13 protein-coding genes are annotated in these 14,204 nt (G+C 69.8%); 4 read left to right on the top strand and 9 right to left on the bottom strand.

What is annotated here, in order from left to right; genetic code table 11:
- Nucleotides 1-230 precede the first annotated feature (230 nt).
- Nucleotides 231-1,658, bottom strand: coding sequence for a glutamate--tRNA ligase (gltX, locus tag OXS49_RS08755; RefSeq protein ID WP_267423559.1), 1,428 nt, complete (start codon nucleotides 1,656-1,658; stop codon nucleotides 231-233).
- Nucleotides 1,659-1,839: 181 nt separating this feature from the next.
- Between gltX and OXS49_RS08750 the strand changes: the two genes are divergently transcribed.
- Entirely contained in the window at nucleotides 1,840-4,113 is a 2,274-nt protein-coding gene (locus OXS49_RS08750) for a ComEC/Rec2 family competence protein (protein ID WP_267423558.1), read from the top strand.
- Here OXS49_RS08750 and lexA read toward each other — a convergent pair.
- A complete protein-coding gene (lexA, locus tag OXS49_RS08745; protein WP_244006544.1) occupies nucleotides 4,107-4,835 on the bottom strand; it encodes a transcriptional repressor LexA in 729 nt (242 codons plus the stop codon). The genes OXS49_RS08750 and lexA overlap by 7 nt on opposite strands.
- Before the next feature lie 399 nt (nucleotides 4,836-5,234).
- Between lexA and OXS49_RS08740 the strand changes: the two genes are divergently transcribed.
- Nucleotides 5,235-5,702 (top strand): hypothetical protein, encoded by a 468-nt coding sequence (locus tag OXS49_RS08740; RefSeq protein WP_267423557.1) that lies wholly within the window; start codon nucleotides 5,235-5,237, stop codon nucleotides 5,700-5,702.
- 10 nt (nucleotides 5,703-5,712) lie between these two features.
- On the opposite strand, the gene OXS49_RS08735 is transcribed toward OXS49_RS08740, so the two are convergent.
- Nucleotides 5,713-5,928 carry a hypothetical protein gene (locus OXS49_RS08735; protein ID WP_244006509.1) on the bottom strand — a complete coding sequence of 72 codons (216 nt, stop codon included), beginning with the start codon at nucleotides 5,926-5,928 and terminating at the stop codon, nucleotides 5,713-5,715.
- 78 nt (nucleotides 5,929-6,006) lie between these two features.
- On the opposite strand from OXS49_RS08735, the gene OXS49_RS08730 reads away from it, so the two are divergent.
- Nucleotides 6,007-7,248 (top strand): divalent metal cation transporter, encoded by a 1,242-nt coding sequence (locus OXS49_RS08730; RefSeq protein WP_244006508.1) that lies wholly within the window; start codon nucleotides 6,007-6,009, stop codon nucleotides 7,246-7,248.
- Nucleotides 7,249-7,312: 64 nt separating this feature from the next.
- Nucleotides 7,313-7,852, top strand: a complete 540-nt coding sequence (gene fae / locus OXS49_RS08725) for a formaldehyde-activating enzyme (RefSeq protein WP_244006507.1) — start codon at nucleotides 7,313-7,315, stop codon at nucleotides 7,850-7,852.
- Here the strand turns inward: fae and OXS49_RS08720 are convergent, their stop codons facing one another.
- The 6 genes from OXS49_RS08720 to OXS49_RS08695 form a co-directional block, all read right to left on the bottom strand.
- Complete coding sequence (locus tag OXS49_RS08720; protein WP_267423556.1) at nucleotides 7,853-8,203, bottom strand: hypothetical protein; 351 nt, start codon at nucleotides 8,201-8,203, stop codon at nucleotides 7,853-7,855.
- 176 nt (nucleotides 8,204-8,379) lie between these two features.
- Nucleotides 8,380-8,841, bottom strand: a complete 462-nt coding sequence (locus OXS49_RS08715) for a hypothetical protein (protein ID WP_267423555.1) — start codon at nucleotides 8,839-8,841, stop codon at nucleotides 8,380-8,382.
- Between the two features lie 9 nt (nucleotides 8,842-8,850).
- Complete coding sequence (locus OXS49_RS08710) at nucleotides 8,851-9,333, bottom strand: response regulator (RefSeq protein WP_244006504.1); 483 nt, start codon at nucleotides 9,331-9,333, stop codon at nucleotides 8,851-8,853.
- Complete coding sequence (locus OXS49_RS08705; RefSeq protein WP_267423554.1) at nucleotides 9,330-10,448, bottom strand: histidine kinase dimerization/phosphoacceptor domain -containing protein; 1,119 nt, start codon at nucleotides 10,446-10,448, stop codon at nucleotides 9,330-9,332. The genes OXS49_RS08710 and OXS49_RS08705 overlap by 4 nt, the downstream gene beginning before the upstream one ends.
- A 266-nt stretch (nucleotides 10,449-10,714) precedes the next feature.
- Nucleotides 10,715-13,993 (bottom strand): error-prone DNA polymerase, encoded by a 3,279-nt coding sequence (locus OXS49_RS08700; RefSeq protein ID WP_267423553.1) that lies wholly within the window; start codon nucleotides 13,991-13,993, stop codon nucleotides 10,715-10,717.
- The coding region (locus OXS49_RS08695; RefSeq protein ID WP_346016939.1) for a DUF6504 family protein at nucleotides 13,990-14,204 on the bottom strand (215 nt) is incomplete at its 5' end. The genes OXS49_RS08700 and OXS49_RS08695, both read right to left, overlap by 4 nt.

Below are 14,204 nucleotides of genomic sequence, written 5' to 3'. Positions count from 1 at the left end.
TGGACCCTTCTCTGGCGACGTGGCGGATGCCGGACCCGGGCTGTGCCGAATCGGCCCCGGGGGCCTCAAGCACACCGCGTTATGCTGCGGGTGCTCACTGGCATGGGTTACCCAAACGGCACTGCAGCAGCAACGGGGTCGGTGACAACCCAACCCCGACGCCAAGCGAATTCGTCAAACGAATCGCACCATGCGAAATCCAGGCCGTAGCCCGCGGTTCCCGGCCGGCGTCAGTCCTGCGGCGTCTGATCGCCGAGGCGAGCCAGGGTCTCGTCCCGACCGAGCACCGCCATCACGTCGAACAGGGGCGGGGAGGTGGTGCGGCCGGTGAGCGCCGCCCGCAGGGGCTGGGCCACCTGACCGAGCTTGCAGCCCGCTTCCTCCGCGTACTGGCGCACCGCGCCCTCGGTCGAGGCCGCGCTCCACGCGGGGAGCGCCTCCAAGGCCGGCTTCACGCCAGCGAGGCGCGCACGGCCCTCATCGGAGAGAAGCGCGCGGGCCTTGTCGTCGAGCCCCAACGGGCGCTGGGCGTAGAGGTAGTAGGCGCTGTCGAGGAGTTCGATCAGGGTCTTGGCCCGCTCCTTCAGCCCCGGCATGGCCAGGGTGAGCTTGTCCTTGAGATCCGGCGGCAGCGGCGCCGACAGGCCGCGCTCGGGCCCGACCTGCGGCAGGATCGTCTCGATCGCCGCGACGAGGTCGGCATCGGCGCTGCCGCGGATGTAGAGGCCGTTGAGGTTGGCGAGCTTGGCGAAGTCGAACCGGGCCGCGGAACGCCCCACCGAGCCGAGATCGAAGGCCGCGATCATCTCCTCGGTGGAGAACACCTCCTGGTCGCCATGGCTCCAGCCGAGCCGCACGAGGTAGTTGCGGAGCGCCGCCGGCAGGTAGCCGAGGTCGCGATAGGCCTCGACGCCGAGCGCCCCGTGGCGTTTCGAGAGCTTGGCCCCGTCCGCCCCGTGGATCAGCGGGATATGGGCCATCTTGGGGATGTCCCAGCCGAGCGCCGAGAAGATCTGGGCCTGGCGGGCGGCATTGGTGAGGTGGTCGTCGCCGCGGATCACCTGGGTGACGCCCATGTCGTGGTCGTCGACTACCACGGCGAGCATGTAAGTCGGGTTTCCGTCCGAGCGCAGCAGGACGAGATCGTCGAGATCCTTGTTGGCCCAGGTCACCCGACCCTGGACGGCGTCCTCCACCACGGTCTCACCCTCGGCGGGCGCGCGCAGACGGATCACCGGCTTGACACCGGCGGGCGCGTCGGACGGATCGCGGTCGCGCCAGCGGCCGTCGTAGCGCGGGGCCCGCCCCTCGGCACGGGCGCTGTCCCGCATCTGCGTGAGTTCCTCGGCGGTGGCGTAGCAATGATAGGCGCGCCCCGCGGCCAGCAACTCCTCGGCCACGGCGCGATGGCGCTCGGCGCGGGCGAACTGGAACACCACGTCGCCGTCCCAGTCGAGGCCCAGCCAAGTGAGCCCGTCGAGAATCGCGTCGATCGCGCCCTTGGTCGAGCGCTCCCGATCGGTGTCCTCGATGCGCAGCAGCATCCGGCCGCCCGTGTGGCGGGCATAGAGCCAGTTGAACAGCGCCGTGCGAGCCCCGCCGATATGCAGGTAGCCGGTGGGCGAGGGGGCGAAGCGCGTGACGACGGCTGAGGACATCGGTCCGGTATGTTCGGGGGCGAGGCGGGAAGCGCGAGACGGTGAGCGCGACACGGGCAGGCTCGAAAGGGCGCCCGTAGCACGAAGCGGCGCCTGTAGCACGGGGCCGCGGATGCGTTAAGAATCGCCCGGGGAATCACCCGGCCGCCGACGACAGGTCGCGCGGATCGAGGCAGGGGCAATGCGGCGGATCGGCGCGAGGCTGACGGGGGGCGCCCTTGTGCTCGCCGCCCCGCGTGCGCCCGCGCTTCCGGCTTTCCGGCATTGGGTGGCCGAGGGCCTTGCCCAGGAGGCCGAGCAGCGCCGCCTGTTCCCCTGGCTGGCGGTCGCCTTCGGGGCCGGGATCCTGCTGTATTTCGGGGTCGCGGACGGTACGCCCGTCCTGGCTGCCCCGCTGATCGGGGCCGCACTGGCACTCGCGCCTGTGCCGTTCCTGGGGGCGCGGCCGGTGGCGATGGCGCTGGCGCTCGCCGCGGGGTTCGCGTTCCTCGGCTTCGCGGCGGCGACCTGGCGTGTCGCGCAGGTGGCCGCGCCGATCCTGACACGGACCACGATCGGGCCGCTCACCGGGACGATCGAGGCACTCGACGAGCGCGAGGTCGGCGCCCGGCTGGTGATCCGGGTGGACAGCTTTGCCGGGCTCGGCCCGGAGGTGCGGCCGGCCCGGGTGCGCGTCTCGTTCCGCAAGACGCCGATCCCGCGGCCGGGCGAAACCATCGCGGCGACTGCGCGCCTCCTGCCGCCTCCGGAGGCGGCCCGGCCCGGCGGCTACGACTTCGCCCGGGACGCGTATTTTCAGGGGATCGGCGCGGTTGGCTCGCTCGTCGGCGCCGTCAAAATCCGAGCCCCCACGGAACCGCCGCCCCTGCGCCTGCGTCTCGCCGCGATGCTGGACGAGGCCCGCAACGTCCTGACCCGCCGGATCGCCGAGGCCGAGGGCGGCCAGGCGGGGGCGGTGGCGGCCGCCCTGGTGACCGGCAAGCGTGGGCTGATCGGCCCGGCCAGCAACGATGCCCTGCGCGCCGCCGGCATCTACCACGTGGTCTCGATCTCGGGCCTCCACATGGTACTGGCCGCTGGCGTGGTGTTCTGGCTGGTGCGGGCTTTCCTCGCATTGATCCCCCACTGCGCCGTGTTCTGGCCGATCAAGAAGATCGCGGCCGGCTTCGCCATGGTGGGGGTGAGCGGCTATTGCGCCTTCTCGGGCTGGGACATCGCCGCCGAGCGCTCGCTGATCATGACCCTGATCATGCTGGGCGCGATCCTCGCGGACCGACCCGCCCTGTCGATGCGCAACCTCGCAGTGGCCGCCCTGATCGCCCTGGCCCGCGAACCGGAAGGGCTGCTCGGCCCGAGCTTCCAGATGTCGTTCGGCGCGGTGGCCGGGTTGATCGCCTGTGCGCGGTTGATCGACGGGCGCCTGTTCGTGCGGCCCGGGGCGGGGCGAATCGGACGGCTCGTCGGGACCGGCCTCTCGGGGATCGTCGGCACCCTGGCCACGACCCTGGTGGCGCAGATCGCCACCGCCCCCTTCGCCACCTACCATTTCCAGACGGTCCAGCCCTTCGGCCTTATCGGTAACGCGCTGACCCTGCCGCTCGTCTCGCTGGTGGTGATGCCCTCGGCCGTGATCGGGTGCCTTGCCTATCCCTTCGCCCTCGACCGGCCGGTCTGGTGGCTGATGGGGCAGGCGGTGGGCGGTATGCTGGCGATCTCGCATTGGATCGCCGGGTTCGAGCGGGCCAGCGTGGTGGTGCCAGCCTTCGGCACCGGGGCTCTCGCCGCCCTCACGACAGCGCTGCTCCTGGCGACGCTACCGGTTTCGCAGATCCGCTGGTTTGCCCTGCCGCCCATCCTGCTCGGTCTCGGCCTGATGGTCCACCCGGAGCACCACGATCTCTATGTCGACCGGCAGGGCTGGGGTGCCGCGGTCCGTGGCCCGGATGGACAGCTCGCGATCCTCGGCAGCCCTTCGGGCTTCGTGCTGGAGCAATGGCTGAAGGCGGATGGCGACGGGCGGCGGCTCGACCGCAGCTCCGGCGCGGCGCCCGGCGGTCGCTGCGACCGGCTCGGCTGTACCGCGCTTCTCCCGGACGGACGGGCCGTCGCCCTGGTCCGCGACCGGCGCGCCTTCCCAGAGGATTGCGCCCGGGCCACGGTGCTGATCACGAGCCTCATGGCGCCGCCGACCTGCGCGGGGCCTCTGGTGATCGACCGCCGGGTGCTGGCCACGCACGGGGCCGTCGCTCTGCGTGCTGTTGGAAACGGGTTTACCGTACGCAGCGCCCACGGTGACGACCGGTCCGCCCCCTGGCGTCCGAGGCCTGCCCATACGAATCTCGAACCGACGGCGGATCCCCCCATCGCGGCGGCCGGCGGCATGGCGCAGCCCGAAACGCTGCAGGCCCCGGCGGCGGACGTCGCGATCGACGCCCCCGCCGAACCCCTTCAGTAGCGGCGAACGAGGCTCACCAGCCGCCCCTGGATCTGGACCCGATCGGGGCCCAGAACGCGCGTTTCGTAGGCTGGGTTGGCAGCCTCCAGGGCGATCGAAGAGCCGCGGCGGCGCAGGCGCTTGAGCGTCGCCTCCTCGTCGTCGATCAGCGCCACGATGATGTCGCCGGTATTGGCGGTGTCCTGCTTGCGGATCACCACGAGGTCGCCGTCGAGGATCCCTGCTTCGACCATCGAATCGCCGCGCACCTCCAGGGCGTAGTGCTCGCCGCCCGCGAGGAAGTCCGGCGAGAGCGTGATGGCATGGCTCTGGTTCTGGATCGCCGAGACCGGCGTCCCGGCCGCGATCCGACCCATGACGGGGATCGAGATGGCCCGGCCGGAATCGTCGATCATCCGTGCGCTCGCCTGCATGGGAGGCGTCGCCGGCTGTCGGGACTTTCCGCCCTCAACCACGCTCGGGGTGAAGCGGCGCGGCTCCGGAGTGGGTGCCGCCGCCTGCGCCATGCTTTCGGGGATGCGGATCACCTCGATGGCGCGCGCCCGATTCGGCAGCCGGCGCAGGAAGCCGCGCTCCTCCAAGGCCGTGATCAGCCGGTGGATGCCCGATTTCGACTTGAGATCGAGCGCATCCTTCATCTCGTCGAAGGAGGGGGGAACGCCGCATTCCTGAACGCGGCTCTGGATGAACCGCAGGAGGTCAAGCTGCTTGCGCGTGAGCATCGACGGGGGCCTCGCGGCTTTGCGGACCGCCCCGAGGCGGCCTCTGAAACAAATCGCGAACAGGTTAAACGTTCCGCAAGTGTTCTGCAAGCACGTTATGGCCACGCTGTCGGGTCGATCGGCGATCGTGTCGATCCGCGGCCGGTTCGAACGCGGTGCGCCTACGGCCAGCCGCACCGAAGTTGCCACACTCCTTCGTGCCGGTCAGGCCTCCTAGTCCGGAACCGGGACATGCCGAACTCGTGCGACGCGGTGGGGCCGGACGCCAGGGGGCTGTGAGCGCCCGGCGCGGGCGATGCGAACCACAAACGCATTGACGGCGCAAGCGGAGCCGTTTCAATGCACCTTGCGCCTCGCCGGGGAGCGCAGCGGGGCGATATCGGGCTTGGGATGACGAGGATGCGAAAGCGCGCGGCTCCAGGGCCCCTCCGGCTCTCCCTCGGCGCCCTGATCCTGGGTTCGGCGCTTGCCGGCTGCACCACCGGGTTCGCCTACATCTCCCGGAACTACGTGGCGCTCACGCCGCAGGTGGTCACGATCGGCTGCAAGGAACCCTACGAGGTCTACGACAACCGGCAGCTGCGCCGGATGCTGGTCGTATCCAACGCCCTGCGCGAATATGCCGGCTGCAACCTGAGTGAAGTCCGCATCGATCCGGAGCCGGGCGCGACCCGGGTGACGCGCTTCCGCACGGCCGCCCGCGCCTATCTCGACGAGACCGTGCGCGAGGATTGCCGGATCACCGGCGAGACCGTGTTCGATTCCCTGAAATCGGAGTTCGCCTACGCCTGCGACGCGCCGGTCGAGCGGCGCGGAACGGTGGTGCCGCGTCTGCCGGGCCGCAACCCGGGTGCAGCCCAACGCTGAGCCCGCCCGCTCAGGTCCCCGGCTTCGGGAAGGTGCGTTCGGTCGCGTCGCCGGCTGCCGCCAGGAGGGCACGCGCGAAGGCGCGGGCCTCGGCCCGGTCCAGCACGATGGCCGCGGTAACCGGCCCGCCGCCGAGATCGGACAGGGCGAGTTCCAGCCGCACCCCATCGGGCACGGCGCTCGCCTGAAGGCTCCAGCCCGAGCCCCGATCCGTGCTCTGTGCCATCGCATACTCCTCCCGCGTGTCGGGAAAACGCCGCAGGCGTCCGCCGGAACCGCCCTGGCCCGGGGCTGTTCCCGAGCCGTGCCCAGCGCCTCCCTGCCTCGCCTGAACGCGTTCCTCAAGACCGCAGGCCCCGGACTCGTCGTGATGCTTGCCGACACGGATGTCGGAAGCCTGATTACGGCGGCCCAGAGCGGCGCCCGCTGGGGCTACTCGCTGCTGCTCCTGCAGATCCTGCTGATCCCGATCCTGTACGTCGTCCAGGAGCTGACGGTCCGGCTCGGCACCGCCACGGGGCGTGGCCATGGCGAGCTGATCCGCGCGCGTTACGGGCCGGTCTGGGCCTGGATCTCCTATGGTGGCCTCGTGGTCGCCGGGATCGGCGCCATCGTCACGGAATTCTCCGGCATTGCGGGGATCGGCGACCTGTTCGGGGTACCGCGGCTCGTGAGCCTCGGATTGCCGGCCCTTCTGCTCCTCGGGCTCGTCTTCACCGGCGGCTACCGGCGCGTCGAGGTCGTGGCTCTGGCGGTCGGCCTGTTCGAGCTGGTCTTCATCGGCCTCGCCATCGCGGCGCGGCCGAACCTGGGCGAGATCGCCACGTCTTTTGCCCACATACCGCTCGGCGACGGTCAGTACCGGGTGCTGATCGCCGCCAATATTGGAGCGGTGATCATGCCGTGGATGATATTCTACCAGCAATCGGCGATCGTCGACAAAGGCCTCGGCTGGGACCACGCGCGCAACTCGCGGATCGACACCCTCGTGGGAGCGGTGATCTCGCAATGCGTGATGGGGGCGATCCTGATCGCGGCCGCCGCCACGATCGGCAAGGCCGGGCAGGGGACCAAGGAGGGCCTGCAGACCGTGGGCGACCTCGCGGGCGCCTTCACGCCCGCGCTGGGGCCGTGGCTCGGGCAGGTGGTGTTCGGGGTCGGGATCATCGCGGCGGCCTTCGTGGCGCTGAACGTGGTCGCCCTCGCGCTGGCCTGGGGTTTCGGCGACGTGATGGGAAAGCCGCACTCCCTAGAGCAATCGCCCCGGGAGGCGCCGGCCTTCTACGGCGCCTTCGCGCTGGTGGTGGCGGCCGGCGCGGTAGCTGTCCAGCTCGTGCCGAATCTGGTTGCGCTCAACATCGCCGTGGAAGTGATGAACGCCCTACTTCTGCCACTCGCGCTCGGCTTCCTGATCCTGCTCGCCACCCGCGCCCTGCCGGAGGGCAAGCGTGTCGAGGGCGCCTACAAGTGGGTGGTCTACGTCGTCTCGGGCGTCACCATCGCCTTCGCGCTGGTCGGTGTGCTCGACGCGGTCGGCCTGCTTTGAGGCGATTGACGCGCGCGGCCCGATGAGGTCTCCCCCGGGTCTTCCGAGACGGTGGAGTCGACACATGCAAGAGATCTGGTTCCGTACGGGCGAGGCCACGGTGCTGGCGGCCGAGGGCCAGTACACCGACGCGATGCCGGAGGTGCTGATCGGCTCCGTCCGCGGTCCGGTGGGTCAGGCCTTCGCGTCGATGATGGGGCAAGTGCAGGGCCACACCCGCATGTTCGTGGTCCGCGACCTCAACCAGCTCGTGCGCCCGGCCACGATGATGACCACCAAGGCCACCATCCACACGGCCGAGTATGTCGAGCTGCTCGGCGGCGTGGTCCAGGCCGCCACCGGCGACGCGATCGTAGATTGCATCATCGAGGGCGTGCTGCCGAAGGACGGGCTCGACGAGTTGTGCATGATCATCATGATCTGGCTCGACCCGCGCTGCGCCGAGGACGACGACCTCGACCAGAAGGACCTCTACCGGACCAACTACGAGGCGACGAAGCTCGCCATCGCCCGCGCGCTCAAGGGCGAGCCCACGGTGGACGAGCTGATCGCCAACCGGAAGACCGTGAAGCACTACGCGCTGGAAGACGTCATCGAGTATTGATCAGCGCCGCGCCATGGGCGTGCGGGCGTAGAGATCGGCCACCGCGCAGTCGATGCCGAAACCGGAGAGAACCAGCCGGTCATCCCCGGTCAGGCGGGTGCGGGTCCAGGTCTCGCCGATTCGCACCGACAGGGTCAGTGCAGGGCTCTTCTGTTCGATCAGGAGTACGGCCCGACAGTGCGGCAAGGTCTCGTAGCCTGCGCGCTTGACGTCAATCTTCGTCTGGCGCGTGCCGGGGAACTTCCGGTGGTCGCTCGAAGCGCGGATCTCGGCGGCCAGATAACAGCCGTCGACGACGTTCTGGTCGGGCTCGATGGTGGCCGCATCGATGACCGCGACATCCGGGACCATACACTGGATGAGTTCCCACTTCTCCTCATTCGGGACGCGTCTCGATGAAGTCCCAGAACCCCCGGTGGGGATCGGTCCTGTGGACGGGCTGGGTCTCGAGAATCGTCATGGGAAAGCCCGGGCCGACTCGACAGATGCGGAGAATCCCGCCGGCCACTCGCTCGGTCAAGGGCGCCCTATCCCGGCGGGATGCGCCCCACCGAGCACAGGGTGCGCATCGTAGTGCTGCCAGGGTCGGTGTAGCAGGAGGCCGACCAGCCGTTCTGCTGGATGAACGACTTGCGCCGCTCCGACAGGGACGTCCGGTAGGCGTTGGCGATGATCGGCTCGACCGTGGCGGCCGCTTCTCCGATCAGGATCTCGGAGGCCACCGACAGGTCGCGGAAGAAGGTCGCCGAGGGGGCGGGCTCGGCCGAGGTCGCCTGCACGATCGGCTCGGCCCGGCAGGTCACGTCGAACTTGATCGGCCCGGCGAGGCGGATGTCGATGCTGGGGCCAGCGCGCTTGCCGACCTTGCCGTCGATCGCCCCCGCGATCTGCCGGGCAAGGTCGTCGCAGGTATCGGCCCGGGCTGACGCCGCGAGCAGCGGCAGGCAGGCCAGGGCGGCCAGAAGGCGCGTCACGGTAAAGCTCGGCATGACCGCACTCTAGCCGCGGCGCGGCCCCTGTCGAGGGGTCGAATCGGCCCGCATCCGGGCAAAATTCGCGAGCCACGCCTTGGCGACGCGCATCCCCGGCGGCACGTTTGCGGTCGGCGGCGGACGGCGGACGCAATCCTCCAGATAGGTCAGGGACTCTTGGAGCACCGTGCCGGTGAACGGCTTGGCGATCACCGCCGTGGCCCCCGCCATGTCGTCGCTGAGCGCCTGGGCGTTGGCGGTCATGAATGCGGCCGTGATGCCGCCGAGGTCGTGCACGGCCTGCGCCACGTCGAGGCCCGAGGAGCCGTCGCCGAGGCGCAGGTCGATGAGAACCAGTTCCGGTCGGATCTCGTACACGAGGGCGATAGCCTCCCGGGCGGTCATGGCCGTGCCTACGACGCAGTGGCCCGCCTCCTCCAGCATCATCTCGATCTGCATCAGGATGAGGGCTTCATCCTCGACGACGAGGATCTTGAGCGGCTCGGTCACGCAGCCTCCAGACCGCCAGCCATCTCGCGCGGCAGGCGTATACTGACGATCGTGCCGGGATCGTTGGTCATCCAGGCGATGCTGGCGCTGAGCTGGCGGCAAAGCGTGCCGATCAGACGCTTCCCAAAGGAGCGCTGCTCCATCACCTGGAGGGGCATGCCGACGCCGTCATCGGCGATCTTGATGGTGAAGTAGGCCTCGTCCGGCGCCACCGTCACGGAGAGCCGACCCGGGCGGTCGTTCGGGAAAGCGTGCTTGAGGGCGTTGGTAATCAATTCGTTCATCATCAGCGCCACGGGCGGCGCCTTGGCGACCGGGATCTCCACGGCCTCCAAATCGAGGTGCAGGCGGATTCGGTCGCCCGAGCCGCGGACAAGGTCGGTGGCGAGGTCGCGTGCGAACTCGGCCACGTCGAACCGCTCGACGTTGTTGGACTGGTAGAGCCGCCGATGGACCGTGCCCAAGGCCTCGACCCGGGTCAGCATCGCCTGCATGGCGGTGCGGGCGGCCGGGTCGGTGATCGCCCGGGTCTGCATGGACAGCAGCGCCGCGATCATCTGCAGGTTGTTCTTGACCCGGTGATCGACCTCATGGACCAGCATGGTCTGCGTGGCCAGTGCCTCGGTCAGGTCGCGGGTGCGTTTGGAGACCTCCGCCTCGAACCGGTCCTTCTCCTGCTGGACCCGCAGATGCGCGTCCACCCGGTCGGAGACGTCAAGCTGCGAGGCGAAGAAGAACAGCACCTCGCCGGCCTCGTTGGCGACCGGGCTCAGATAGAGCGCGTTCCAGAAGGGTACCCCATCCTTGCGATAGTTCAGGATGTCGATCGCGATGTCGGTGCGGGCCTGGACCGCCTCGCGGATCAGCGCGATGACGCCGCGATCGGTCTCCTTGCCCTGAAGAAAACGGCAGTTGCGGCCCATGACCTCGTCCCGGCGATAGCCGGTCATCCGCAGGAAGGCGTCGTTGGCGAAGACGATCGGGTTGTCGGGAAGCCGCGGATTGGTGATGATCATCGGCATCCGCGTGGCGCGGACCGCGGCGGCGAAGGGATCGCCCTTGCCCTGCTCGGCGTCGAGCCGGTCCGTCTGATGCCAAGCGTCGGGCTGTTCCATCGAGCCTGCTCTCTTCTGCCCGGCGTTCGTCACCTCCGGCAATCGGGTCGTGGCTGCGCTTCCGCAATCGCGAGCTTAACCACCTAGTCATGGGATCGGTTCGGGGCCAATGCGCGGAAGGTCCATATTTCGGTAGACAGAACGCCGCACCTTGAGGGGTTCAGCCGCCCGCCCGGGTGCGGACAAAGCCCGGGAGACAGGGTTCGAGTGACCTGGCCGGGGCAATGTCCCTAGAGTTGCTTCACCCGCGCCCGGCGCTGTCGGCCTCAATGGAAATCCCGGCTGGGATAGGCCCGTCGGTCCGACGCCACGGCGAAATCCGTGGTCTCGGGCGGCAGCCGCATCCCGGCCTCGCGCAGGTCACGCAGCGATGCCGTGAGATCGCGAAAGCCCTCGGCTACGAGGTGGACCACCCCGTCCGCCCGCTGGATCCGGCCGCGCACGGCGAGGAACCGGGCCTGCATGGCGGCCCGGCGGTTGGCCTCGAACAGGGCCTTCCAGACGATCACGTTGGCGATGCCGGTCTCGTCCTCCAGGGTCAGGAACACCACGCCCTTGGCGGTTCCCGGCCGCTGGCGGATCAGCACAAGACCCGCCACCGTGACCCGCGCCCCCTGGGACAGGGCGGGATCGAGATGGGCCCGAGCCGAAATCGCGCCGATCCGGGCGAGTCGCCCCCGGAAGAAAGCGACCGGGTGCCCCTGAAGCGAGAGGCCGGTGGCGGCATAATCCTCGGCCACCGCCTCGGACGGGGCCAGAGCCGGCAGTTCCACCGCCGGCTCGTGCCGGAACAGGCCGTCATCGGCGTGCCAGGCGAAGAGCGGCAGCGGCGCATCGAGGAGATGGGCGCGGCGCTCTGAGCCGTCGGCCTTGGCGGCCTTGCGGGATGATGTCCCCTCCAGGGTACGGACCATCCACAGGGCGGCGCGCCGGTCGAGACCCAGCGACCGGAACGCATCCGCCTCGGCCAGCCGCTCCAGGGTGTTGCGGGGCAGGGCGAGGGACGCCTGCAAGCCTTCGATGCTGGCATAGCCGTTGGCGCGCAGCCGTACGAGCCGGCGCATCGCGGCCTCGGGCAGGCCGCGCACGACGCGCAGGCCAATCCGCACCGCGTGCATCTTAGGATCGCCGCAGGGCTCCAGGGTGCAGTCCCAGTCGCTGGCGTTGACGCAGACGCCCCGCACCTCGACCCCATGGGCGCGGGCGTCGCGCACCAGCTGGGCCGGCTGGTAGAAGCCCATCGGTTGGGCGTTGAGGATCGCCGCTAGGAAGACATCCGGGTGCCGGCACTTCATCCAGGCCGAGGCGTAGACGAGGAGCGCGAAGCTCGCCGCGTGGCTCTCCGGGAAACCGTAGGTCGAGAAGCCCCGGATCTGCGCGAAACAGCGCTCGGCGAAATCCTTCGAGTAGCCCCGGCGGGTCATGCCGCCGACGAACTTTTCTTCAAATCCCCCGATCGTGCCGACATGCCGGAAGGTCGCCATCGCCCGACGCAACCCATCGGCCTCCGCCGGGGTGAAGCCCGCCGCCGTGATGGCGATCTGCATGGCGTGTTCCTGGAACAGCGGCACGCCGTAGGTCTTCTTCAGGACGGCCTTCAGCTCGTCGGGGTCGCCGTGAGCGGGATCGGGCGAGGGATAGACCACCGGCTCCGCTCCCGAGCGCCGCCGCAGGTAGGGATGGACCATGTCGCCCTGGATCGGGCCGGGGCGCACGATCGCCACCTGCACCACGAGGTCGTAGAATTCCTTCGGCTTGAGGCGCGGCAGCATCGACATCTGCGCCCGGCTCTCGACCTGGAACACGCCGACGGAATCGGCCTTGGCCAGCATCGCGTAGGTGGCGGCATCGTCCTGCGGCAGGTCGGCCAGAGTCTCGTAGACCTCGCCATGGTCCTGTCCCAAAAAATCGAGGCCGCGCTTGAGGCAGGTCAGCATGCCGAGCGCCAGCACGTCGACCTTCATCAGGCCGATCGCGTCGATGTCGTCCTTGTCCCACTCGATGAAGGTGCGGTCCGCCATGGCGCCGTTGCCCACCGGTACGGTCTCGTCGAGGCGGCCCCGGGTCAGCACGAAGCCGCCGACATGCTGCGACAGGTGGCGGGGGAAGCCGATCAGCTGGTGGGCGAGATCGAGCGCCTGCCGGATCGCGGGGTTGGCGGGATCGAGGCCGGCTTCGCGCACATGCTGGTCCGGCATGCCGGTGCCCCAGGAGCCCCAGACCGTGTCGGCGATCGCCGCCGTCACGTCCTCGGTCAGGCCCAAGACCTTGCCGACCTCGCGGATCGCCATGCGGGGGCGGTAATGGATCACCGTGGCGCAGAGGGCGGCGCGCTCCCGGCCGTAGCGGGCGTAGAGGTGCTGGATCACCTCCTCGCGGCGCTCGTGCTCGAAATCGACGTCGATGTCGGGGGGCTCGCCACGGTTCTCCGAGATGAAGCGGGCGAAGAGCAGCCGGTGCTTGGACGGGTCCACCGCGGTGATGCCGAGGCAGAAGCACACGGCGGAATTCGCCGCCGAGCCACGCCCCTGGCAGAGGATGCCCTTGCTGCGAGCGAATTCGACCACGTCGAACAGGGTCAGGAAGTAGCGGGCATAGTCCATCTTGGCGATGAGCCGCAGTTCGTCGTTCAGCGTCGCCTCGACGGCGGCCGGAACCTCGCCGCCGTAGCGCCAGCGCGCCCGCTCGAAGGTCTTTTCCGCCAAATAGTCCTGCGGCGTGCGGCCGGGGGGCACCGGCTCGTCGGGATATTCGTAGTGCAGTTGCGACAGGCAGAAGTCGCAGGCCTGCGCGATCTCGACGGTGCGGGCCAACGCCCCTGGATGGTCGGCAAAGAGCGCTGCCATCTCGGCGGGGGGCTTCAGGTGGCGCTCGGCATTGGCCTCCAAGCGGTAGCCGGCCTCCCCGATCCGGCAGCCCTCCCGGATGCAGGTGACCACGTCCTGCAGCTGGCGCCGCTCGGGGTGGTGGTAGAGCGCGTCCGAGACCGCGACCATCGGGGCGCCGGAGGCTGCGCCCAACTCGGCCAGGAGCCCGAGACGCCGCCGCTCGTCGCCGCGGCGGGTGTGGCTCGCCCCGAGGAAGGTCCGCCCCGGGGCGGCGGCGGCCAGCGCCTCCAGCCGCGCCCGGAACCCGTCCGGCAGGCGCCTTGCCGGCGGCATGGCAATGAACATCTGCCCCTCGGCGGCCTCCAGCATCTCGGCGAAGGAGAAGCAGCACTCCCCCTTTCGGACCCGCCGGTTGCCGAGGGTCAGCAGCCGGCACAGGCGCCCCCAGGCATCCCGGTTCATCGGGTAGGTGACGGCCTCGAACCCCTCCTCGGTGACAAGGCGCACGCCGGGCAGGATCCGGATCGGGGTGCCCTCCAGCGCCAGCGCCGCCGCATGAGCCCGCACCACGCCGGCCACGGTGTTGCGGTCGGCGATGCCGAGGGCCTCGAGGCCGTAGGACGCCGCCTGCACGACGAATTCCTGCGGGTGCGAGGCGCCGTGCAGGAAGGAGAAGTTCGTGGTGACGGCGAGTTCGGCGTAGGCGGGGCCGCTCACGCGAACAGCCCGTGGACGTACCACGCGGCCGGGCGGTCGGGGGCGTGCGGCCCGTCGCGGTAGAGCCAGAGCCGGTGCCCGGCCTCGCACTCGACGCGGTAATAGTCCCGGTCGTTCCCAGGCGCGTGCCACCACTCGGCGGAGACCCGCTCCGGCCCCTCGGCATGGGTGACGCGGTGGATCTGCGCGCGCCAGCGGAACCGCCGGGGCG

The sequence above is a fragment of the Methylobacterium sp. GC_Met_2 genome (assembly GCF_026540795.1).
Classification (GTDB): Bacteria; Pseudomonadota; Alphaproteobacteria; order Rhizobiales; family Beijerinckiaceae; genus Methylobacterium.
The sequence above is the reverse complement of the archived record's forward strand: the minus strand, read 5'-3'. Positions and strand labels throughout refer to the sequence as shown.

Coding starts and splice junctions, on each gene's coding strand:
- OXS49_RS08715 (WP_267423555.1), bottom strand. CDS start 8,841: ATGCCGAGCTTTACCGTGACGCGCCTTCTGGCCGCCCTGGCCTGCCTG.
- gltX (WP_267423559.1), bottom strand. CDS start 1,658: ATGTCCTCAGCCGTCGTCACGCGCTTCGCCCCCTCGCCCACCGGCTAC.
- OXS49_RS08750 (WP_267423558.1), top strand. CDS start 1,840: ATGCGGCGGATCGGCGCGAGGCTGACGGGGGGCGCCCTTGTGCTCGCC.
- fae (WP_244006507.1), top strand. CDS start 7,313: ATGCAAGAGATCTGGTTCCGTACGGGCGAGGCCACGGTGCTGGCGGCC.
- OXS49_RS08720 (WP_267423556.1), bottom strand. CDS start 8,203: ATGGTCCCGGATGTCGCGGTCATCGATGCGGCCACCATCGAGCCCGAC.
- OXS49_RS08735 (WP_244006509.1), bottom strand. CDS start 5,928: ATGGCACAGAGCACGGATCGGGGCTCGGGCTGGAGCCTTCAGGCGAGC.
- OXS49_RS08740 (WP_267423557.1), top strand. CDS start 5,235: ATGCGAAAGCGCGCGGCTCCAGGGCCCCTCCGGCTCTCCCTCGGCGCC.
- OXS49_RS08705 (WP_267423554.1), bottom strand. CDS start 10,448: ATGGAACAGCCCGACGCTTGGCATCAGACGGACCGGCTCGACGCCGAG.
- lexA (WP_244006544.1), bottom strand. CDS start 4,835: ATGCTCACGCGCAAGCAGCTTGACCTCCTGCGGTTCATCCAGAGCCGC.